General features: G+C 45.3%; 23 protein-coding genes and 2 pseudogenes. 10 read left to right on the top strand and 15 right to left on the bottom strand.

Going from position 1 to position 21,881, the window contains the following annotated elements:
* Nucleotides 1-293 precede the first annotated feature (293 nt).
* Both GMA8713_RS08290 and GMA8713_RS08285 read left to right on the top strand, forming a co-directional pair.
* Nucleotides 294-920, top strand: a complete 627-nt coding sequence (locus GMA8713_RS08290) for a YiaD family glycine zipper/OmpA-like lipoprotein (RefSeq protein ID WP_062707840.1) — start codon at nucleotides 294-296, stop codon at nucleotides 918-920.
* Nucleotides 921-1,293: 373 nt separating this feature from the next.
* Entirely contained in the window at nucleotides 1,294-1,500 is a 207-nt protein-coding gene (locus tag GMA8713_RS08285; RefSeq protein WP_062707837.1) for a hypothetical protein, read from the top strand.
* Nucleotides 1,501-1,551: 51 nt separating this feature from the next.
* On the opposite strand, the gene GMA8713_RS08280 is transcribed toward GMA8713_RS08285, so the two are convergent.
* Nucleotides 1,552-1,818 carry a hypothetical protein gene (locus tag GMA8713_RS08280; RefSeq protein WP_062707835.1) on the bottom strand — a complete coding sequence of 89 codons (267 nt, stop codon included), beginning with the start codon at nucleotides 1,816-1,818 and terminating at the stop codon, nucleotides 1,552-1,554.
* Nucleotides 1,819-2,122: 304 nt separating this feature from the next.
* Between GMA8713_RS08280 and GMA8713_RS08275 the strand changes: the two genes are divergently transcribed.
* Together GMA8713_RS08275 and GMA8713_RS08270 are read left to right on the top strand one after the other, a co-directional pair.
* Nucleotides 2,123-2,611: a hypothetical protein gene (locus GMA8713_RS08275; RefSeq protein WP_062707833.1), complete on the top strand. Its 489-nt coding sequence runs from the start codon at nucleotides 2,123-2,125 to the stop codon at nucleotides 2,609-2,611.
* Nucleotides 2,612-2,772: 161 nt separating this feature from the next.
* Complete coding sequence (locus tag GMA8713_RS08270) at nucleotides 2,773-3,084, top strand: hypothetical protein (RefSeq protein WP_062707830.1); 312 nt, start codon at nucleotides 2,773-2,775, stop codon at nucleotides 3,082-3,084.
* On the opposite strand, the pseudogene GMA8713_RS08265 reads toward GMA8713_RS08270, so the two are convergent.
* Nucleotides 3,071-3,465: pseudogene (locus GMA8713_RS08265) on the bottom strand (ACT domain-containing protein). The gene GMA8713_RS08270 and the pseudogene GMA8713_RS08265 sit on opposite strands and share 14 nt — an antisense overlap.
* Nucleotides 3,466-3,610: 145 nt before the next feature.
* Between GMA8713_RS08265 and GMA8713_RS08260 the strand changes: the two are divergent.
* Nucleotides 3,611-3,829, top strand: coding sequence for a DUF6500 family protein (locus GMA8713_RS08260; RefSeq protein ID WP_062707827.1), 219 nt, complete (start codon nucleotides 3,611-3,613; stop codon nucleotides 3,827-3,829).
* Nucleotides 3,830-3,945: 116 nt separating this feature from the next.
* On the opposite strand, the gene GMA8713_RS08255 is transcribed toward GMA8713_RS08260, so the two are convergent.
* The 5 genes from GMA8713_RS08255 to GMA8713_RS08235 all read right to left on the bottom strand — a co-directional run bounded on the left by GMA8713_RS08255 (nucleotide 3,946) and on the right by GMA8713_RS08235 (nucleotide 8,185).
* The gene (locus tag GMA8713_RS08255; RefSeq protein WP_422615196.1) at nucleotides 3,946-4,767 is read right to left on the bottom strand and encodes a delta-class carbonic anhydrase; all 822 of its coding nucleotides are present in this window, start codon (nucleotides 4,765-4,767) and stop codon (nucleotides 3,946-3,948) included.
* 909 nt (nucleotides 4,768-5,676) lie between these two features.
* Complete coding sequence (locus GMA8713_RS08250) at nucleotides 5,677-6,444, bottom strand: cyclase family protein (protein ID WP_062707821.1); 768 nt, start codon at nucleotides 6,442-6,444, stop codon at nucleotides 5,677-5,679.
* A gap of 227 nt (nucleotides 6,445-6,671) precedes the next feature.
* Nucleotides 6,672-7,133, bottom strand: a complete 462-nt coding sequence (locus GMA8713_RS08245; RefSeq protein ID WP_062707818.1) for an RES family NAD+ phosphorylase — start codon at nucleotides 7,131-7,133, stop codon at nucleotides 6,672-6,674.
* The gene (locus GMA8713_RS08240; protein WP_062707815.1) at nucleotides 7,133-7,555 is read right to left on the bottom strand and encodes an Xre family toxin-antitoxin system antitoxin; all 423 of its coding nucleotides are present in this window, start codon (nucleotides 7,553-7,555) and stop codon (nucleotides 7,133-7,135) included. Before GMA8713_RS08240 ends, GMA8713_RS08245 begins: the two co-directional genes overlap by 1 nt.
* A 165-nt stretch (nucleotides 7,556-7,720) precedes the next feature.
* A complete protein-coding gene (locus GMA8713_RS08235) occupies nucleotides 7,721-8,185 on the bottom strand; it encodes an Lrp/AsnC family transcriptional regulator (RefSeq protein ID WP_062707812.1) in 465 nt (154 codons plus the stop codon).
* Nucleotides 8,186-8,345: 160 nt separating this feature from the next.
* On the opposite strand from GMA8713_RS08235, the gene GMA8713_RS08230 reads away from it, so the two are divergent.
* Complete coding sequence (locus GMA8713_RS08230; protein ID WP_062707808.1) at nucleotides 8,346-10,157, top strand: trans-sulfuration enzyme family protein; 1,812 nt, start codon at nucleotides 8,346-8,348, stop codon at nucleotides 10,155-10,157.
* Between the two features lie 31 nt (nucleotides 10,158-10,188).
* Here the strand turns inward: GMA8713_RS08230 and GMA8713_RS08225 are convergent, their stop codons facing one another.
* Nucleotides 10,189-10,608, bottom strand: a complete 420-nt coding sequence (locus tag GMA8713_RS08225) for a hypothetical protein (RefSeq protein WP_062707805.1) — start codon at nucleotides 10,606-10,608, stop codon at nucleotides 10,189-10,191.
* Nucleotides 10,609-11,408: 800 nt separating this feature from the next.
* Between GMA8713_RS08225 and GMA8713_RS08220 the strand changes: the two genes are divergently transcribed.
* Nucleotides 11,409-12,920 (top strand): alanine/glycine:cation symporter family protein, encoded by a 1,512-nt coding sequence (locus tag GMA8713_RS08220; RefSeq protein WP_062707802.1) that lies wholly within the window; start codon nucleotides 11,409-11,411, stop codon nucleotides 12,918-12,920.
* A gap of 76 nt (nucleotides 12,921-12,996) precedes the next feature.
* On the opposite strand, the gene yciH is transcribed toward GMA8713_RS08220, so the two are convergent.
* The gene (gene yciH / locus GMA8713_RS08215) at nucleotides 12,997-13,323 is read right to left on the bottom strand and encodes a stress response translation initiation inhibitor YciH (protein WP_062707799.1); all 327 of its coding nucleotides are present in this window, start codon (nucleotides 13,321-13,323) and stop codon (nucleotides 12,997-12,999) included.
* 86 nt (nucleotides 13,324-13,409) lie between these two features.
* Nucleotides 13,410-13,748 (bottom strand): DUF3319 domain-containing protein, encoded by a 339-nt coding sequence (locus tag GMA8713_RS08210; RefSeq protein ID WP_084387681.1) that lies wholly within the window; start codon nucleotides 13,746-13,748, stop codon nucleotides 13,410-13,412.
* Nucleotides 13,749-14,128: 380 nt separating this feature from the next.
* Between GMA8713_RS08210 and GMA8713_RS08205 the strand changes: the two genes are divergently transcribed.
* A complete protein-coding gene (locus GMA8713_RS08205; protein ID WP_062707790.1) occupies nucleotides 14,129-15,091 on the top strand; it encodes a tyrosine-type recombinase/integrase in 963 nt (320 codons plus the stop codon).
* On the opposite strand, the gene GMA8713_RS08200 is transcribed toward GMA8713_RS08205, so the two are convergent.
* Nucleotides 15,088-16,083 carry a D-alanine--D-alanine ligase gene (locus GMA8713_RS08200; RefSeq protein ID WP_062707787.1) on the bottom strand — a complete coding sequence of 332 codons (996 nt, stop codon included), beginning with the start codon at nucleotides 16,081-16,083 and terminating at the stop codon, nucleotides 15,088-15,090. The two genes, GMA8713_RS08205 and GMA8713_RS08200, sit on opposite strands and share 4 nt — an antisense overlap.
* Before the next feature lie 296 nt (nucleotides 16,084-16,379).
* Nucleotides 16,380-16,931 (bottom strand): SPOR domain-containing protein, encoded by a 552-nt coding sequence (locus tag GMA8713_RS08195; RefSeq protein ID WP_062707784.1) that lies wholly within the window; start codon nucleotides 16,929-16,931, stop codon nucleotides 16,380-16,382.
* A 230-nt stretch (nucleotides 16,932-17,161) separates the two neighbouring features.
* On the opposite strand from GMA8713_RS08195, the gene GMA8713_RS08185 reads away from it, so the two are divergent.
* Nucleotides 17,162-19,843, top strand: a complete 2,682-nt coding sequence (locus tag GMA8713_RS08185; RefSeq protein WP_062707777.1) for a bifunctional acetate--CoA ligase family protein/GNAT family N-acetyltransferase — start codon at nucleotides 17,162-17,164, stop codon at nucleotides 19,841-19,843.
* 60 nt (nucleotides 19,844-19,903) lie between these two features.
* Here the strand turns inward: GMA8713_RS08185 and GMA8713_RS08180 are convergent, their stop codons facing one another.
* Together GMA8713_RS08180 and GMA8713_RS08175 are read right to left on the bottom strand one after the other, a co-directional pair.
* Nucleotides 19,904-20,224, bottom strand: a complete 321-nt coding sequence (locus GMA8713_RS08180) for a Dabb family protein (protein ID WP_062707774.1) — start codon at nucleotides 20,222-20,224, stop codon at nucleotides 19,904-19,906.
* A 20-nt stretch (nucleotides 20,225-20,244) separates the two neighbouring features.
* The gene (locus GMA8713_RS08175; protein WP_062707763.1) at nucleotides 20,245-21,150 is read right to left on the bottom strand and encodes a LysR family transcriptional regulator; all 906 of its coding nucleotides are present in this window, start codon (nucleotides 21,148-21,150) and stop codon (nucleotides 20,245-20,247) included.
* 257 nt (nucleotides 21,151-21,407) lie between these two features.
* On the opposite strand from GMA8713_RS08175, the pseudogene GMA8713_RS26620 reads away from it, so the two are divergent.
* Nucleotides 21,408-21,527, top strand: a pseudogene (locus tag GMA8713_RS26620) (DUF2813 domain-containing protein); the annotation flags it as partial.
* Nucleotides 21,528-21,544: 17 nt separating this feature from the next.
* Here GMA8713_RS26620 and GMA8713_RS08170 read toward each other — a convergent pair.
* The coding region (locus tag GMA8713_RS08170; protein WP_157515497.1) for an IS630 family transposase at nucleotides 21,545-21,881 on the bottom strand (337 nt) is incomplete at its 5' end.

Raw genomic sequence — 21,881 nt, 5'->3', positions numbered from 1 at the left:
TAAAAATTTACTCTAACTACCTATGCATAAAAACTTTTCCCTTATCATCTAACAACTCTTCCTTTTTCATCTTCAGAATTCCAGCAAATAAAAGGGAATGATGCTTCGTCTTTACGGTTATAGCATGTGTAAATATAAAACGGCGTTCAATTATTGGATTTACTTTGCAAAGCACTGACAATTCGGTCTTTACAGATGACTAAGATTGGCCGCCTTATCAATACGCATATCTTTGACGCAACGCGTCAGATTAAAGCCCTCAATGTATGAGGGAAGCAAGAAGGAGAGAATTTATGCGTAAATCAATTCCCGTTGTAACTTTGCTTGCGACTTCATTGGTGTTGGGAGGCTGTGCCTCGAATGCTGGGTCTGGCGCTGCTATTGGTGCCGCTACTGGTGCTGTTTTAGGTAAAGCCACCGGTAACCACAAAGACAAACGTATCTTCATAGGCGCTGCTATTGGTGCACTGGCAGGGGCTGCAGTGGGGCAATATATGGATCAACAAGAGGCCGCATTCCGTGAAGAATTGGCGGGTTCTGGAATCGAAGTCGTGCGTGAAGGTGACAATATCCGTCTAGTTATGCCATCCAACATTACATTTAGCACAAACCAGAGCGGTATCTCCCCAGGTTTCTATCAATCTCTTGATGCTGTTGCGCGCGTGATGAACGAATACAACAAAACCTTCCTGAGCATCGAAGGACACACCGACAGCACAGGTGATGCAGCATACAACATGACCTTGTCTGAAAAGCGTGCTGAGAGTGTGAAAGGGTATTTGCAGCGTTCTACGATTAACGCGAAGCGTTTGTATGTGACTGGCTATGGTGAAACTCAACCCATCGCTTCTAATGATACCTCTTCAGGCCGCGCTAAGAACCGACGTGTAGAGGTTCAAATCGTACCAAACCAAGCATAATCCTCACCCGAAGGGGAAGCTGTCCAGCTTCTCCTTCACACCATTTCCGTAAGAAAGTATCTGTTTTTCATGAATTTAATCAGGAAATTGATCGTTTCAGCGATTTCTTGTCGATCCATCTAGTTAGGTAAAGCGACTCGTAATAGTATATATACCCAAACGACCTGAAGATGCTTGAATTCAGAGGTCATCAATGCGTTCAATTCGAGGCAAATTTCGCGAGGAATAGTCGTTCTATTTCCGTGGAATTTAACGAAGAAGTGGGCGTATTGAAGGTCTCCATTAGAGCGATTTGGGTATTGTGCATAACGCCAGCAAAAAAGCATTCGCTTGGCGGTCATTAAAAAGATTCAAAAAGGAATAAGAGGTCTACATGCCATTAGTTGCTTGCCCAGTTTGTGAAAAGCAGGTTTCCAAACGTGCGCTGTCTTGTCCTGGATGCGGAGAGCCTGATCCAGCCCGTTATCACTCGCGTAATACTTGGCTTTCACGTCTATTTTGGTTGCTGGTATGGATTGGTATCGGTGCGGCAGTTTGGTACAAAGTCATACCGCTGGTTATGGATATCTTCAAACAGTGATCGATTAGAGAGAGGGTGGCAAAGCCATCCCTCTTTGTCATCAGGTTTGATCTAAGAACCCATGGAATCCATGTGTTCACCCTGTAGTGGGGACCAATCACACAAGCTCAGATGAGTAAGTAAAACGCCTGGTGAACTGTCGCCAACAGCAATAGAATAAAAAAGTGCCGCAATCTCTTCATCACCTCCATAACAACGCAAAATCGAGTTGATGATCTCTGCTTTTTCAAAACCTTCTTCGACCTGTCTTCTTATCCAGTCATACTCCATAGAGCTTTCATTGATGATAGCTTTCCGGCCCAGCGAAAATATCGTCATGATGCCTCCCGACACCTTTGTTTTTATCTGTCATCCAGTACGTTTCTCAGACCATTAAACCTCATAGGAAATATTGTTAGTTGAACCTATATCGCAAAAATATCCAAATGATTGAATATAAAAGTGTGTGATTATTGAGCATTTATGTTTCAGATCACATCAATTCGAGAATGGTTATTTATACTCAACGCGCGGAATAGTTAAAAAGTGGTGCTTAAAGCGCAAAAAATTTGGATAGGCCTAACCCAAATGTATGGAAGAGTGGTAGGTTAGCGTCGTTGATAGACCCAAGACTTTTAAGCCTATGAAATGGATTCTAACGAACTGGATTCGCAAGAAGAAGTTTGAGAAGTTCTTCACCCGTGTAGAGGAAGGCTTCTTTAATAAGAAGAAATACACACCATATCTTGAAGAGAGGATCCTTGAATCCCTCAGAGAGGCGGGTGAGACTAAGCCTAAACGTGCATCGCGTATTGTGCTTGCTTGTATCAGACAAGCACTACTGGACAAATACCTTACTGAAAACCGATATATCCGTTTTCTTGAAGACAACAGAAAAGAGTTCTTCCTGGAGCGGGTGTCAGGTAGTGATGTAGATGTTAGTTACGAGCATATTATTCGTAACTTCATCCACAACAAACACAGTGAATGTTCAGATTACATCCTTTCCCATGTGCCTCGGTACTTCCAGAAATTCGCAAAAGACTTGGAAGTCGACATGGACTACCCCATGAACGGGCAGGGAGAAAAGGAGATGCTAGACGACATCATCATGCTACTGAATCACAAATAAAAAATTTCACATCAAGGCGGGTGACTATCCGCCTTTTTCACTAGTCTCACTAAAATTCCATATGAAAAATCATTTTACCGTTTGTCGTTCCTTTAAAGCGGCTTGCCGTTCTACATAAACCGAGTAGAATCATGCTGTACATATAAACAGTATTTGTTGTTATGCCTGCAATCCGATACCGACACAATTACAAAGCCGTTGTGATGAGCGGCACAGACGAGCACCGAAAGGGGCAGATGATCCCTGCTTACTTGAAAGACGGTAGCTTGATTTACTATCCATTTGGCGGCTTTGTCCGTCGAGAAGTGTTGACCTATGAACAGTATGTGAAACTGACGTTCATAGATGCGTTTTCACATTCTGATGATGGCGTAACGTGGGAAGACATCAGCAGCCACAAAGTGCTAGGAGTGTTTATGCGAGGAGAATACTTTGTGGTCCTCTCAGGTGGAAAACCCATCATGGTTCAGTAGAAAATTCCTGCAGTGCTTTCAGCGCTGAGTTTTCTGCCTGCACAAAGATATGATCGTGATAGTAGGCGGCGAGCACATTGGCACTGATATCTTTCTCAGCCAACTTAGTTGATATCTCTGCAGTTAAACCCACAGCATCCAGGCTGGAATGGACTGTTAGGATAATTTGACGATAGACGCTTTCGAACGCAATGTTTGCAGATTCAGCAGCCGATTTCTCCATCAGCAACGTTAACCCTTCGGCTTCCCGGAAAGTAGCCAACGGCTCAAGCTCTATGTAATCCGACAGCGCACCCGATACGGTACAAAACACAACTCACCGTCAATTAAAGCTGGTTCCATCGATGACAAAAGAGCATCTAATTCAAGAATTCCCGCCATATTTATCTCCCTGTTAGAGGCACAATTACCTGTTACTGGTCAATCAAAAGAAGTGGGTGGATCAAATTCTCAAAAGTACCACTTTTACCAAGAACTGTATTTATATACAGTATCGATTGTTAATCATACATATTCAGGGGAAAAAATGAGAGATTCACTGCGCGAAAAAGTTATCGAAGTCTGCAAAAAGAAAATCCTGATCAAAGGGGATAACGTCAATGTCTCCTTCTATGCCTTCTTTGCGAACAAGAATGACGACCCCGAACTACTCATGGAAGCTGCCACCTGGTGGATCAAAACCCATGAACTCGATCATTTCGTGAAAGCGCGGGATGTTATCACTCTGGTCGAGAACGGCAGATAATCAGTGTGTTGCGAATAGAAAAATGGCGCAACAGCGCCATTTCTTGTGGCAGAGACCACGTGAAAACTACAAAGAGAATAGGGCGCATAACTGCTTACGCGCCTAGCGTCAGAATCTTAGTTCACGATTTCGGACAGCAGATCTTTGTTCACCACAAGGTTACGCACGCCATGTGCGTGGTCTTCATCGAAGACATTGCCTTCACACCATTCACCAACGGATTCGATACTCACTTTCGCCACTTTCGGACGAACGCTCCAAGTCACCTGGAAGGGTGAACCTTTCTCATTGTAGCCAGGGCCTGTGGTTGAGCCCATGTATTGAATTGGCTTGCCCGTGTTAGTAGGAATCGCGATCGCCTGATGCACACCATCTTGAACTTCATGTTCTGTCAGTTCTTCAAAGTCGTAAGCATTTTTGTCGTTCACCAGCACGTAAACCTGCGTTTCTACACGAAGTTGCGGGTTTTTGTTGGCATCACTCAAACATGCGCCAAGCGTCGGACCGGGTTCAACCTGCGCAGTTGAGTGAACATAGTGAACCTCGATGGTATCACCAGGTTTCAGATCACCATAATTGCTTGGACAAACTACATTCTTAACCGGTGCTAGTTCAGCATCTGACAGCTTTCCGGAGTAGCGGTAACCCGTGTGGTAGCCTTTACCGTCGCCATTTCCTGCATAACGCGTAAACTCACCGCCTTTGTGCTCGGCGTTTTTGTGGAAGTGGATGTTACAGAGGTTCGTTTCTGTGTAAGACGGAGCAGTGCTGAACAACGTGGTGTTATTGCCTGCTTTAGAATCAATATCACGCGGTGATTGAGGACCAAATCCTTTATCTTCCGTATTTTCAGCCAGTTCCTGACGTTGGTCTGAAATTACAGCGTCTGATACTGATGTGTTTGTGTCTTTTGCCAACACACACAATGACGTTGTCATAGCCAATGTAATAATGCACAGGTTGATTGCTTTCATTGGTTTATCCTTTTTAATTGAAATGATTCGATAGGCGTTTTCAGTAAATTCAATGTGAAAAGACAACCTGATAGTTTCACATGTGCTGAACGCAGTTTTCCGTCTACTGAGAACACATGACGAGAGTATCGAAACTCAGTTCAGATGTTCATAGCGGAATTAGTGTGCCTAAGATCTTTACGAGTAATTCTCTGAACCAAAGCAATTTGATGCATCGAAGGCAATGTATTTGTGGGAGGTGTCATGTTTGGGCTTTATCGCTATCGTCCGCGTTGGCGGCTGTACGTGAAAATACTCTGCGCCTCCGTCTAACGAATTGAAATTTTGCTGATAAAAGTTTCGGAAACAAGTAAATCAGCATTCATGTAGCTTCCTTGTTCGGGATGATAAATATGAGCTAGGGCGGCTTGCTGGTAGCTCAAGGCGGAACGAGAAAGCGCATGTAAACGGCAGCAGAAAACCCAAAGCCATCTTATTTACATCACAGCCATTAGTTCGCATTATCTATCTTATGTTAAATACTATCTACAGCTACGCTAAATCTGACTCTCCTCTGTCTGTCATTATCCACTTTCTTTAAATATTTCAGCGTATTGAACGTAATTATCTATTTACCATAAAATAGATAATTACCAATTCTTTAAGACGCTCATATTGGATCATTCTGCTCCAACTGAGTTCTTCTAGCTTCGGTAAATTATCGAAAAAAACTTCCATACTGGAAGCATTTAGCCGTCGTTGGGTTTATAGATGGTTACCAACTTTCTAAGGTGTCGCTGTCTAAAAACCTTGGTTTGAATTCAAAGAAACCCCTCACAAGTGAGAGATTTCTTTGTTTAAAGCTGCCGGCCTATGAAGATGTATTAGGGATAACTATGGCAACAGCGCGAGAATTCTGGCCTGCGCCTGGGAGCCGCCTTGAATAGGTAAAACACCAATGATCACGGTTGCTCCTTTGGGAGGAAGAGCCGTCAGGTTAGCCATGTTTTCAATCTGATATTTCCCAGCTTTTAACATCACAATATGCGTCGCGAAACTCTGACTAGGTCCGTGATCTAAACTTAGCGTATCGATTCCAATGCCTGTTACGCCCCTATCAACTAGCATCGCTGCTGCCTCAGGTGAATACCCTGGAAAGTGCATAACATTATTTTTGTCCATATTGATGTATTGTTCTGGGCTGTTAAACCGGGTGTGCCACCCGGTGTTCATTACAAAGAGTGATTTTTTAGGTATGGTTCCATGCTCTGATTCCCACTGCTTCAAATCTTCCACTGACAATTGATAGTCAGGATTAACCATCACCTGCTTTCTTGCATCAATGACAACAACAGGAACAATTAAGCTGCTTAGAGGGATATCTTCAATGGTAGATCTGTTCTTAATAAAATGAATGGGCGCATCAACATGTGTACCTGTGTTTTCGCCCATACTGAATTTGTGCAGCAGATACCCGCCATTTTCGTGTGTCACGAGTGCTTCTTTTTTAAATGGTACGCCGCCAGGCCAAAATGGCATGTCATTGTGCATCGGGTGGGTTAAATCAATGGCTTTCGATGCCGAGAAAGGGGAAATGGGTTCGGCCGCATTAGATATCGCTGTTGAAACCAGACATAAAAATGCCACTACGTACTTCATCATTGGATACTCCTTTCCTTTCAATTCATATTTCGTCTGCGTTGAGTGAACCTCTCCCCTTAAAATGGACTATACGCTTGGGGCTCGAGCAGCACTCATAGCATTACAATACCGCACACACATAGGCAAAAGATTAGCCTTTTTCCAACCACTCAAGGCCCAATAGACTTATTGGCATTAATTAGCACTATGCGTGGTTAACGTCTTTTATCCTAGGCCACTTTAATGCCCTATCGCATCATTTTCTTGAGACGGCTGTCATAGTAAAAATCTCGTTGATCGATGATCTTCACTTTCCGGCTTTCAGTGTGGAGGGGGTTAATGAGAAAGTTGTATTCGCTGGCGATAATAGCAGATGGTAATTGGATGACTGGCGTGGTCATTTCGCGAAGCCAGACAGTACCGTAATTCCGGGATACATCTGCGTCTGGCACAGCGTCCCAGCCTTCAGGAAGTTCTTGCTCAGAAACGCGCTTAATGGGGAGATCGTCTGGAATGTAGATGGTCATCATGACCAAAGGTGGCATTTGTACCGGACTTTCATGAACGAAACGCTCCAGTGCTGCCAAGGATCGTGAACCAGCAGTATATAGAACAGGTTGGCCTTTTTGGTGCCAACGACCAGATCCAAATATGCCCCCCATCCCACTGAGATCGGCAAACCGTTTAACAGAAAGTCGAAATACTTCCATTAGGCAGTCATGCCATGCATCAGACGGTTGAGTACGTTTTCGACATATTGAATGCCCGTGTTGGTATCCAAGTAGTCAACAGCGGCCTTTCCACCAAAAGCCACTTGTGGTGTTTTTAACCAATCCAAAGCGATTGAACGATCGCCATAGTAATCAACGGCAAGATCAACCACACGACGAATAGCCAGTGTCTTTTCTGATTGCGAAGGTGTTAGAAGGTCTGAATCGCTCTTGCGCTGGAGGCTTCGTGGGCTTAAACCAATCAAAGTGACCCACTCGCCACTACTCATCGCCATTTCTTTCATAACTTTACGCGCATGTTTAACTTTCAGTCCATGGCGGATGATATCCAGTTCCATATCCTGATTGATAATCTGGCCTTCTTTGACGATGCCAAGCGACATTAACTGATCTGCGTACATATCAACCTCCATTAGCTTTGGTTAAATTATGTGCGTCATCTGTCGTATTGTAAAGCGACACTTGTCGTTTACGTATCCATCATATCAGCATTTAGAGCGGAAGCGCGAAAACAATTTCCCCAAATAACCTTAAGGGTGCAGGGTTCTGGTTATTTGAGGGAAGAGCTAAATGGGTAATCGGGAACGTTTTTTGACCTGACCAAAAGCAAAGCTGGATTCGATTGCGGCGATGTTGGGAAGACGCGTCAGTTCCCTGCGAATAAACCGCTCGTAAGTTTTCAGCGATTCACTCACAACATGAAGAAGGTAATCATGAGTGCCTGTCATCAGAAAACACTCCAACACCTCATCCATTTGGTCGATCAAGGTTTCAAATTTAACCATATTATCTTCGGTCGGTTTTTCGAGTTTCACCAACACAAAGACATTAACAGGTAGCCCACATTTGTCTTGATCAACATGAGCATGATAGCCAGTAATTATCCCTTTTTGCTCGAGTACCCTGACACGACGAAGACAAGGCGATGGGGATAAAGAAACCCTATCTGATAACTCTTGGTTGGTTAAGCGCCCTTCTTTCTGGAGTTCGCCCAATATCTTCTTATCTATACTATCAAGATTATGCTCCATTTCTTTTCCTCGTTTCCATTACTAGCGCATAACACTTAAATATTGGCAGGATCTGCCAATTGTTAACAATTATAGGGTGTATTTCGCAATCATCCTTATCGCTGCTTTAACTAACGTGATCGTTATAGACACAAACAATCTTTAGTTAAGGGAATTAGCGATGAATAAAGCAACTCAACTTAGTCCTCTACGAAATACGACAAAGCAGGAAGACGCGGCATCTTTAGCCAACGAGCAGGCAAGGCACTTCGGTATCGATACAGAGTCAGACTTCGGGCAAGCACTGGTCTCCCTTGCAACTAGCTTATATACCGCGAATCATCATACTCATGATCTTTGGGCCATTACGTTGAATGGGCTGAATGATTTAGACAGAAATGATCGCATTGCCTGGTTTAACGCAAAGCGGTTCCTATCATTTCAGTTAGCGAAAATTCTCGATAACCTACAAAACCCGATGCGCACAACCTACAAGTCCATCGTAACCAAAAACGGGCATTTCTCGGCGAAAGGTGCTTACCCTATTTTTGATAACGTTGCGGCCATTTTTTCTGCAGCCCCAGTCATCACACGTACTGCCACTTATTTATTTGCCTGTACTGAATGGGTGGAGGATGCATTCAATGGGAGGGAGCCATTACATGAAATTTATTCCCGGCTGCTGAATCCAACATCCATTGCGCTCGCGAACCATATCGTCGATATCGAAGCCGGAGACATGGCCGACCAATATCTCGCCTGGAACTTTAACTCTGGGATGGCAGCAATTGACGGTTTGTTGAGTCACCTGCTGGGACGAGAAGATATCGTGCTGACCTCACGAAATATTTATGGAGGCAGTTACCAACTCCTTCAAGACTGGTATCGCAAGTCCTCTAATCTGGACGTGGCGATAGAATGGGTGGACGGCTACGATGACGCAACTTTTGCTAAAGCCATGGACGCAGCTGAGAGGAAATATGCGGACAGAATAAAAGCTGGCCGTAAGATATATGTGTATCTGGAAAGCCCCTGTAACCCTCACGGCTTCGTACTGGATGTTGCTGGCATAAGCCGAGCGGCCCATGAACGTGATTGGCGTGTTATGGTGGACACCACTGTAGGCACTCCCTTCCTCCACCCTGTGTTAAAAAGAAGTGACCCGATGGAACGTCCAGACTTCGTGCTTCATTCGTACACGAAAGAATTAGCTGGTTCTGGAAGCACAACTGCAGGTGTGGTCATTGGCCGGAATGAGGATATGTTCATTCCAAAAGGTGACACCGTCACATGCAAAACACCAAGTGGTAAAGAACGTGAGGTTAACTGGAATCACACGCTGTTCTGGAACGTTTATTACATAAAAGGCGCGTTCCTCGATGCTGATAAAGCATTTGAGGTTCTCAATGGGATGAAGACTTTCGAATTACGTGTATTACAAAAAGCCATCAATACCCTGTCGCTAGCGCGTATATTCGCACTTCACCCCGATATCAATGTGTCATGCCCTGCTCTGCCTGACAGCCCGAACTACGCGTTAATGCAATCGCAAATGCGCCTGGGGTTGCCAGCCTCCTTATTCACTATCGATATGGAAGGCAAAGCTGATCGCAAAGCCATTGAACAGTCGGCATTTAAGCAATTTTTTGACATGCTTGAACCTGCCATTGGTATGCAGGTCAGCCTTGGACAGACCAACACAGTTGCTTTATGCCCTGCAATGACAACACATTCAGAGCTTTCAACAGATGCACTTAATGAGGCAGGAATTAAGCCAACGACACTGCGTATTGCAGTGGGTTTAGAAGATCCTCGAGTTTTTATCGCTCATATGCAGCGGGCGGCTGAAATGACGATAGACCTTAAACACCCTGGATTTTCGGCTCTCTTTCCGGCCGCTGATAAAATTGATGACATCTACAGGAAAACATATTTGGATGTGCAGCAGCGGTTTGTTGAGCACCTTCCTAACTACAGTACCTTGATTCAGTAAGCCTGTGCAGGAATTGTTGTTGTAATAGACGTTAAGGTTCTAGCGTCAGGTTGTGAGTGAAATCCAAAGAAGAAGCGCTGGACATCATTGTTGTCCCGTCCTGGTTGAGGTAGCAAAGCGTCACTTGGTATTGAGGGCGAACACTAAGCGGTTGCAGCTGTTCTATTTGGTTGGCCAACTGAACATTTGGCTCGCAGCCTGTATCACCGATGCGATGTAACTCTCTGTCAAAATCGGTGTCTACAACGTGGGTACGAAGTATCTCAATTTTCATCGCGAGACGGCGTTTTTCGAAGCTAGAGTACTGGCTGGAAAGCAGTTTAGCGAGCGTTTGTTCAAGCATATCAACCTGTTGTGGGGCCAGCACGGTTTCGCCCGATGCTTCCAGCGCATTTTGTGCTTTAACCATCTCTAAAGAAACTGACGGCAGTGCTTCTAAATACTTCGTCATAAGCACCCTGCTTGAGTCTGATTGCTTTTGCAACACCACATCTGACGCTATCGTTGCTGCAACTATGGCAGTAAAGATAAACGTTGGTGAGGCGGAGAACTTTGTTAACCACTGCATGACTGAACTACTAAACTACTAATAAGAAGTGACTAATAATGCTTAAAATAGAGAACTTGTTGGGTATATATTCTTAACGTGACTTAACTCGCTAATAACCAGAATGGTTGGCGAAAAATTGCCCAATACAGAGTATCTAGTTTACTGCGGAGAGACAGAAGCTATACATTAAGTTCGTATCATATTTAAGAATGACTAACTTATTTACAACCTCACACTTTTCTAATTCCAGTGCTATTTTCTTGCTAATTTAAAATTGTCTTAAATTAGCAGCACTTTCTCCTGTTTGGTTTTTTGGAAATAGTTATTTAAATTCATCTGTTAACAACACCTTGTATCGGTCTGCTTTACAGTAGTGCAACACATACCCCAACAGAAAGCGCTTGCAGCCTTATGAATAAATTAAAGAAAGTCAAAATAATAAATGTACAATTAATTATACATATATTGCCGAATTATTTTATCGTCGAGTAAATTCGCGAAATAAATTATGAATGGGAGGTTTTGGTAGAAAAGTGTGAGCGCTTTATCTTGTTATAAAAAATGCAAAATTACGGGGTCGAAATATATTGCAAATATGTTTATACGTGAAATAATCCGCAGCGCAACAGTTGTTAACAAACATGTAACACATCATGTTGCGGTAAGTTTGAAAGTAATATAAAAAAGAAAAGGACTCGGTAATGAAACGTATAATGACGACTGCTGGACTTTCGTTGTTTGCAAGCTCAGCCTCTGCGGCAGGGATCGATGAAGCAATCAATGAAATAGTCGCACCAATTGTAAACCCATTCGTGGGTATGATCTTCTCCTCTGTTCCACTCCCCTTTCTAGATGCTGAAGCGCCATGGATCGTAATGTGGCTGGTTGTTGCCGCTGTCATCTTCACGCTGTATCTAGGCTTTATCAACTTCCGTGGATTCACTCATGCAATCCGTCTTGTTAAAGGTGACTACACAGATCCAAAAGAGCCAGGTGAGGTTTCGCACTTCCAGGCGCTCGCAACAGCGCTATCCGGTACGGTTGGCCTCGGTAACATCGCGGGTGTTGCTGTCGCAATCTCTATCGGGGGTGCAGGTGCAACATTCTGGATGATCCTAGCGGGTCTACTTGGTATGTCTACCAAGTTTGTAGAGTGTGCGCTCGGTGTTAAATACCGCAACACAAACCCAGATGGCTCTGTTTCCGGTGGTCCAATGTACTACCTGAGCAAAGGTCTGGCTAACAAAGGTAACCCAGCATTTGGTCGTACCCTCGCCGTTTTATTCTCAGTTTGTGCGGTCGGCGGTGCTTTGGGTGGCGGTAACATGTTCCAGGCTAACCAGGCGTTTAAACAAGTTGTTGGCGTTACTGGTGGCGACATGTCCTTCTTCGCGGATAAAGGCTGGTTGTTCGGCCTGATTATGGCTGTTGTCGTTGGTGTGGTTATCATCGGCGGTATCAAGTCAATCGCGAAAGTTACCGAGAAAGTTGTTCCTTTCATGGCCATTGTTTACGTTGGTGCTGCTCTGGTCATCATCCTTATGCACATTGACCAAGTAGGCACAGCATTCGGCGCAATCTTCAACGGCGCATTCACCGGTGAAGGTGTCGCGGGTGGTGTTATCGGTGCCATGATTCAGGGCTTCAAACGAGCCGCGTTCTCGAATGAAGCAGGTGTTGGTTCGGCGGCGATTGCTCACTCAGCAGTAAAAACCAAAGAACACATGTCTGAAGGTTTCGTCTCTCTGCTGGAACCGTTCATCGATACCGTTGTTATCTGTACTATGACTGCACTGGTTATCATCATCACTGGCCAACTGTATGAAGGTCAGGAGTTGAGTGGTGTTGCACTGACTTCTGCAGCTTTCGAGGCTTCAATCTCTTGGTTCCCTCTGATCCTTGCTGTGGCAGTTGTACTGTTCGCGTTCTCAACCATGATTTCTTGGTCTTACTATGGCCTGAAAGCTTGGACTTACCTGTTCGGTGAGAGCAAACGCGCTGAGATGATTTTCAAAGTCATGTTCTGCTGCTTCGTTGTCATCGGCGCATCGATGAATCTGGGTCCAGTTATCGACTTCTCTGATGCAATGATCTTTGCAATGGCTCTGGTTAACATCATTGGTCTGTACCGTCTGGTTCCAGAAATCAAAGCGGACATGAACGATTACCTGGCGCGTCTGGAAAGCGGTGCTATCCAACGTTACAAAGGCTAATCAACATTCCTCACTTGTCTAACAAAAAAGAGATGTCAGTTGGCATCTCTTTTTTATATCACTCTGAAGAGGAAGATTAACCACCTGCCAGTTTTACCGTGTGACCTTTCTTCTCAAGGTAAGCTTTAATTTGGTCACGCTTATCGCCTTGAATTTCAATCACACCATCTTTCACTGAACCTCCACAGCCGCAGACTTTCTTAAGCTCAGCCGCAACTAATTTCAATTCTGCATCATCGAGATCCATCCCCGTAACCAGACAAACGCCTTTACCTTTGCGACCTTTGGTTTGACGTTGAATACGAACAACGCCATCACCCTTTTCACGGACTGGCGCCTGCTTTTCTTCTTTGATACGCCCGGAGTCGGTGGAATACACCAGTCGGCTATTATCGTCTCTCATCATTCACTCTTAGACGTTTGTTGATTGCGCCAATGCTACCAAAACTCACGCAGTCAGAACACGGTAAGCTTTGGATTATGGTGGAATTAGCGCGACAGCGCATTTTGGTCGATAAATTGCTTAATCTTTGGCAATGGACCTTTAAGAAGTTGCCCCCGAACCAAGATATACCAAAGGCCCGGTTGTTTGTCGTCAGACATGATCTGAATGCCTTTATAAACTTCCGAGGAAGGGCCCGTTGCGGTTCGGAAGGATTGACGTTCGAATTCGGCAGGACGACGGAAGATACGGGTGTCACTCCACCAATCTATACACTGTTTTACGCCCAGCATCGTGCCGGATACACTTCTCCCTGCAACAATTGACGTATAAACATCGTCCTTACATTCAATAGTATGGCCACGATGAGAATATCGCTTTTTCATTCACTACCTGTTCTATGGATTGCTTACCCATTAACTTAACCACCAGGGATCAGGCGCTTAACAGTGATTTGGGTATAAAGTTATTATCGCGGGCGATTTTAATGAAAAAGAAAGGATAATTCGACTATTAACGTGGTATCTGCCCAACATTTATCTTCGTAAAAACGATTCGATAAAACGGTGATAACAAGCTAACCAAGACTTGATAACGAGCCTTTTGTCGAAAAAGGTTATCAACGCATATTTGGCAAAAATCGCGTTCTTTGGCAGACCTTGAACTTATCTATATATGAAGAGTTTATGTGATCATTGGCGCTATCAACTTGTCCGATTCGGTGGAATAATAGATAACAGAAAAATAAGTTATAGTGCATTACGTCATGAAAAAGATAGAACCTATTACTGACCCGAAGGCTGTTAAATCCAGTATATTATTGTTTAAACAGGGTGCTCTCTCTCTAGAGGATTGGCATGTTCTCACTCAAGGACTTTACAGTAAAAATTCCTTGCTGAGTTTCCAGAATGACTGGCAAGTTTTCGTCGAATACTGCCGTGAAGTGAATGTTTGTCCCCTCCCTGCTGCTGTAACAGCGGTACGGCGCTTTATAGAAGCCAAATCGACATTGCGAAAAGCATCCAGTATCAAGCGCTATATCATTACAGTTTCCATGATGCATCGAGTCCATGGCCTCTCCGACCCTACCCGCCACAGAGAGGTTCGCTTCACGCTAAATAAGTTGTATCAGGAGAAAGCGGATGAAGCAGATCAAGCGACAGCATTCCACTACCACCACCTTCAATCGCTGCATTCCAAACTCTGCACTAGTGATCGGCTCAAAGACATCAGGGACTTGCTCATCTGGACGCTCTGCTTTGAATGCATGTTAAAACGCAGCGAGTTGGCTGCAATTCAATTTGAAGACATCATTAAAACTGAATATGGTTTTACGCTCCAAATTTCGGACACCTCCATGGCGCTTTCTCCTGAAGCCTCGGCCTTGATCGAACTTTGGTTTGAAATGACCGCCATAACAGACGGTCCCCTGTTGCGCAGAATTAATAAACATCAGCAGCTTGGTGATGCCCCAATGGATCACTCGTCTATTTACCGTGTGTTCCGTCGGGCAGCAGAAGAATTAGGTGTTCAGGGGACACTGACTTTCTCAGGCCAATCGCCGCGCGTGGGTGCCAGTCAGGATTTGTCAGACTCAGGTTTGACGATCAAAGAGATTCAGCAACAGGGGAGATGGAAAAGCCCCGCGATGCCAGCCCAATATGTGGGAAACAAACAGGCTCGAGACGAGGCAATGGATAAGTTCAAACGTAAACTGGATAAGGACTAATTAGTCCCTGAGCGGATACAACTCGCCAGATACTCAGAGAATGGGTGACCATTGTGCTCAACGAGCTTCGGGAACATTGAAATTGGCGTCATACCAGGGAAGGTATTGATTTCATTCAACAGCACCTCACCTTCCGGCGTTAGAAAGAAGTCTATACGAGACAAGTCTTTCAGCTTCAAGTGAACAAATGCTCTCTCTGCATACTCACGCATTTTTTCGACCTGATATTTCGTCAGATTTTCTGGCTCTACTGTCGTCTGACTGTGGCTTCCTTCGCTGTATTTCTCTTCGTAGGTGTAGAAGGTGTCTTCTGGACAAGCAATCTCACCGGGACGCGTCACAATGACTTGGCCATCATAATGATAAGCGGCAATTTCCAGTTCGCGTGGACGAACGGCTTTCTCAACCAACACTTGGTTGGAGTAGCTAAACGCACTTTCAACCGATTCACGCACGGTTTTTTTATCTGACACTTTGTAGCAACCGACAGAAGACCCCTGACACGCTGCTTTAACGAAAATTGCACCCCAGCGGTCAAAAGCTTCTTCCGCTTTTTTAATACTGTCTTCGTCGTTGTCAGTCAGGAAAACGTATGGAGTGTTCGGAATACCAATCGCATCAAACCAGAGTTTTGAAGTGATTTTGTTGAAGCAAACATTGCTGGCGGAAGAATCGCACCCCATGTAGGGAACGCCAGCCAACTCAAACAAAGATTGGATGTCACCCGTTTCGCCCGGAAACCCATGAATACACGGCACGGCAAAATCGATATTGATAACTTCATCACCGACTTTAAGCGTCTTATCCAGATTCAGACGGCAATCTTGTCCGTTACTGTCCTTCCAGCCATCATTTTTTGTGATTTCAACGCGAACAACTGAAACGGATGGCAGTTTCTTTAATTCAGATTCCAGATAGTTTGCTGACACCATCGATACTTCATGTTCAGCGCTACCGCCACCACACAGCAACAATACTTGAGTTGGGTTCATGACCATTCCTACATCGCCCTGATAAATCGCTCAGGGATAACTAAATCTAATCGCACAATCCGTGAGGCACCTACTATACCCAAACGACCTGAAGATGCTCTCACTCAGGGTGTTTGGGTATAGTAAACAAACACATTGGCGCTTTCACTCAATCAAACGCAAATAACTGGCAAATTTTGCGTGATCGCGCAAAAACCCGTCATTACTTGATTCATAAGCCACCGCAGACCCTGTGTTTCAAAAAACAAGCAAGAAAAAAGAGAGCCTTAGCCCTCTTTTCCATTTGAATTGTCTATTCAGTTCAAGCGTTTTACTTCTGGTGTCGCTGACGACTTAATGGAAGCAAATGAACGAATAAATGGACCGTATTGTTTAATGTCATTCGGCAGTGCTTTGAGTGCATTTTGCGCTTCAGTCTTGGATTTAAACTCACCGTAGAGCAAGGTGTACCAAGGGAGACCATCAACCATCTTCTTATTTGACCAAACTGGCTTATCAGACGGCAGTCTGTTCATGTATTCACTGAAGCCCTTGTTGTGGCTCAATGCGATGACCTGAATGGTGTAAGTTGATGAAGATATCGCAGATGGTTTTTTAACAGGCTTAGGTGTCGGCTTAGGTTTCTTCTGCGCAGTCATGACCGGCTTAGGTGTCGGCACTTTCGGTTTCTCCACCGAAACTGGCTTAGGCATAGGTTTTGTCATCTCTGGTTTTGAAGATGGCACCATGGTTTCAGTCACAGGCATCACTTCTTCTTCAGAAGATTGGGTTAGAATTTGTGTGGTGCTGGTTCCGCCAGCACAACCGGCAAGAGCAAGTGTGAAAGCGAGCGAAAGGATTTTCTTCATGAATATTCTACTTTTAGGAGCCACTGCCCTTATTCTGTACCCACCCTGCCATTCATTCAACTTAAACCAAGCCCACTCTGATAAGTATCTGCCACATGTCACACATCATTTCCCAGTTTCTGCCAATCTGACGATGCTTTTAGCGGCGGATCACAGCCATGCTAACCGATTGAAACATCGTGATGCGAAAAACAGTAGACTGTCTGAGAATAACCAAGTCGGAGGGCGAAATGACCAGCCTGGATACGCTGTTTAAACCTAAATCAATTGCTGTTGTTGGCGCTTCTGACACTCAGGGACGCGCAGGTAACGTGATTATTCGTAACCTGCAGTCCGGCGGTTTTCGAGGCCCAGTTATGCCTGTCACACCTAAATATCAGGCGGTTGCTGGAGTCCTTGCTTATCCAACCATTGAATCCCTTCCTCTTGTACCTGATCTCGCCATACTCTGCACCCAAGCTTCGCGCAACAGCGAACTGATTCGTCAACTGGGCGAAAAAGGCGTCAAAGTGGCAATTATTTTGGCTGCTGGTATGAAAAAAACCAAAGCAGAAGATGGCCGCAGCGAATTTGACGTAATGAGAGACATCGCTTCCCAATATGCCATGCGAGTAATAGGGCCAAACAGCCTTGGATTAATCCTACCTTGGCTTAACCTGAATGCTTCTTTCTCTCCGATTCCGGCCAACCGTGGGAACATTGCTTTTGTTTCCCAGTCCGCAGCGGTTTGTACCACTATTCTGGACTGGGCACGTAACCGCAGAATTGGTTTTTCCACCTTCATTTCTCTTGGTGAGGCCAGTGACATCGACTTTCCCGAACTGTTGGATTACCTAAGCCGCGAAAGCAAAACCGACGCCATTCTGCTGTACATCGATAATATCCAAGACGCCCGTGCTTTCATTTCTGCGGCCAGAGCAGCGTCACGTAACCGCCGCGTTCTCGTCCTGAAAAGCGGACGCACGCCTGAAGGAGCTTCGATCCTCCCTCATTTACAGGAAAGTGAAATCGGGTTGGATGGCGCTTATGACGCCGCTATCCGACGTTCAGGTATGCTGCGTGTGCGTACCACGCATGAATTGTTCGCCGCAGTGGAAACCCTCTCTCATTCAGTGCCACTTCGTGGTGAGAGACTGGCGGTTATTTCCAATGGTGGCGGCCCAGCTGTGATGGCGGTTGATACCTTACTGGAAATGGGGGGTAAACTGGCGGTCCTCAGTGAAGAAACTAAGGCAAAATTGGATGCCATACTTCCAGTCAGTTGGTCACAGTCAAACCCCGTTGATATCGTGGGTGATGCTGACACTGAACGCTATAAGAAAGTAACCGAAATTCTTCTGGAGAGTGATGAAGCTGATGCCTTGTTGATCCTTCACTCCCCTTCAGTGACAGCACCCGGTCTGAAAACAGCAAAAGCGCTTGCAGATATGCTGAAGAACTCCCAGCGCGCTAAACGCTTTAATATCCTGACGAACTGGCAAGGCGAAAGCGATGATGCGACAGTCGCCCGTCTGGCTTTTGCTCATGCAGGTTTTCCCGCTTATCGCACGCCAGAAAGTGCAGTCACAGCGTTCATGCACTTGGTCGAATACAGACGAAACCAGAAGCAACTGATGGAAACACCGACCTCTATCGGCCAAATTGATTACGATGTTGAAGGCGGAAAGGCACTCATCCAACAAGCATTGGAAGAAAACCTGCGCATACTGACCACCCATGAGGCTCGTCCTTTCCTCTCCAAGTACGGTATCAATGTGATGGCGACTTGGTTGGCGTCAGATGCAGCTGAAGCCGCCCAGATCACTGAACAGGTTGGCTACCCTGTAGCAGTCAAACTCCGCTCACCTGATATCGCCCATAAGTCCGACGTGAACGGCGTCATGCTCGATTTGAACAACGCGACTGAAGTGGCAAATGCAGCACAGTTAATGTTGAACCGTGTCGGTATGACTTACCCAACTGCCCGCATTGAAGGCCTGCAAATACAAAGTATGGCTAACCGCGCAGGTTCTCAGGAACTTCGTGTTTGTGTACGTCACGACCCTGTTTTCGGCCCAGTCATTCTTTTGGGAGAAGGTGGTTCAGAATGGGATGTAAACCGCGATGCTGCTGTAGCTATTCCACCACTCAACATGGCGCTTGCACGTTATTTAGTGATAGGTGCGATTAAGAGTGGAAAGCTCCGCCAACGTGGCCACCCGTATAATCTGGATGTGAATGCGCTGTGCCACTTTCTTGTGACACTGTCACAGATTTTAATAGACTTTCCAGAAATCACCGAGTTAGACATTCACCCTCTGCTCGTGACAGGCGATAGTTTTACTGTGCTGGATGCGTCTATCAAACTATGTGTATTTGAGGGAGATGCGAATACGCGCTTGGCAATTCGTCCTTACCCGAAAGAAATGGAAGAGCGAGCAGAGTTAAAGGATGGAAGAACAATTTTGCTGCGCCCCATTCTTCCAGAAGACGAACCAAACCATAAATCATTTATCGAGCATGTATCGGTTGAAGACCTCTACAAGCGTTTCTTCTCTGATGTCGGCGAGTTGAACCATGAAGCTTTGGCTAACCTGACACAGATTGATTATGACCGCGAGATGGCTTTTGTTGCGGTTCATCGATTAGAAAACGGTTCTGACGAGATATTGGGTGTCGTTCGAGCCCTAGCCAACCCTGAACACACAGATGCAGAGTTTGCTGTCTTGGTTCGTTCTGATCTTAAAGGCATGGGCCTTGGCGCAATTTTGATGGAAAAAATCATTAATTATGGCCGGGTGAGTGGCCTTAAACGCTTTAACGGTATGACTATGCCTTCAAACTCAGGGATGATTGCTCTTGCACAAAAAGTCGGCTTCACTATCGACGTACAACTTCAGGACGGTATTGTCGAAATGGACATGACACTATAACCTACCGCGCAGTGTTTAAATATGATCCAAAAGCCGCTTCATGATGCGGCTTTTTTCTGTTCAATGCCCGTCGAATGAAGCAACAGGTAAGGTATAATCCACCACAATAATATCTTCAATATGCGGCACAAACACTTCTTTCAACGCCTCATGCTCCGGGTGGAGTAAATAGTTCTGGCGTCCTTCTTCATCGGCAAAGGTCATAAAGACAACATGTGTGTAGCCTTTGTTTTTACCTTCAGGACTGTCATTTTCACCCCACTCAACAGAGACAACACCTTCGACACGTTCAATCATCGACATAAACTCTTCGCGAATTTCTTCAAAATCCGCTTCATTAGAAGTCGGCTTGAATTTTACCAGTAGTACGTGTCTGATCATTGATTGCTCCATGTGCAGCGTTATCCTGCTTCTTCTTCAGGAATAGGCTGAATCACTTTTAGTAATCTAGGAATTTCACGGATCATCCAGCTTTTCGCATTCCCCATTCGATTGCGCTTCCACGCCATCACCCAACAGAGCTTGTAAGGCTTGCTGCCTTTAATCACCTTCAGGCGGCCTTCCTCAATGTCTTTGCTCACCCACCAATCTGGCATGGTTCCGATACCATAACCATCAAGGATTGCGTGGTATTTTTCTGTCATTGAAGAAACCGTCAAACGTGGCTGCTCATCGAGAATGTTAAAGGTATAGGTTTTGGTACTGCGCGCAGAGTCCGCGACTGAAATACTGCGGTAAAGACGACGCACGTCTGCATCATAGGGGTTAGAGTGACGGTGAATGGGGTGATTGGCTGCCGCCACCCAATAGCCATCTGAATACCCAATTTCCTGTATTTTGATGCCTGGAGGCGCAGCAGGGGGCTTGGGACTAATCAAGATATCAGTACGATCGTCCTCAAGAGACTCCCATGCGCCAGCCAGGATCTCTTCTTGAAGACGCACACGCGTGCTGGCTTCGCGACCAAGTTTATCCACCAGCGGAAAGAAATGACGGGCGGTCAACAAGCCATCGAATGCGATCGTAATGTCCAACTCCCAACCATGAGCTAAAGATTTCGCATCCGCCACTAGCTCGTCAGCAGCGTTCATCAGAATACGTCCTCTTTCAAGCAGCAACTTACCTGCATCTGTAAAGATGGCTTTATGTCCGGAGCGGTCAAAAATCACTAGGTCTAAATCTTGTTCGAGCTTTTGAACTTGATAGCTTAACGATGAAGGAGCCCGGTTGAGTGAGTCAGCAGCGGCAGCAAAGCTGCCTTTGCGCTCGATGGCATCCAATACCTGAAGCGCTTCGAAAGATAGCATGGGTTTTCTCGTTCCTTGTTCTTATTCCAAAGCCAATTTTGATGTCTTTTCGGGCCTAGGGTCTATAGACCTTTGGTACTTATATGACCCGATAAGAGACGTTTTGTATTCGTTTCGGGATGCATAAGAAATTATGATTGTTGCAAATGTGTCACAATCAGCTGATAGAAAACAGAAAAATCTGTCAAATCAGAAAAACCGTGATGTTCACACCTCCGCTCGCTGGTTATCTGTCTTAGGCTTTAATAGAGGTGGTTATGAAGTTAGATCGCATTGAGATTTCCGGTTTCAGGGGCATTCGACGCCTTTCTTTGAGTCTTGATGAGCTCACCGTGCTCATCGGAGAAAACGCTTGGGGTAAAAGTTCCCTACTAAATAACTGATCCGAATAGTGCTACATTTTCGCCGTGCCGTGGCAACCTCCCGGGTACGGCGATACGTTATCCATAAAGTGCTTCACCTTCCTGAGCAATTGCCACATATGTTTACACCTGTGATTCCGAGTAATTGTCTCATGGAGAGCATTCCACAATCGTTCTATGACGTTGACCCAAGGGCAATAAACGGGCTGGAACAGCAGCCTGAACTTTGGGTTCTTCTTGAGCCAAGCCTTCGTTTTTTTACTTTTGTGGATGATGTAGTTATCCAGTATCAAGGTGACACTTTTGGCTCGGCGGTAGTGCCACTTTAGCTTCTCCAGCATGGCAATGAATAGGTCTGAGTCTTTCTTT

It is taken from the genome of Grimontia marina, from assembly GCF_900060185.1.
In the GTDB taxonomy this organism is placed as follows: Bacteria; Pseudomonadota; Gammaproteobacteria; order Enterobacterales; family Vibrionaceae; genus Enterovibrio; species Enterovibrio marinus.
Note: the sequence above shows the minus strand (reverse complement) of the source record. Positions and strands in the feature narration are given on the sequence as shown.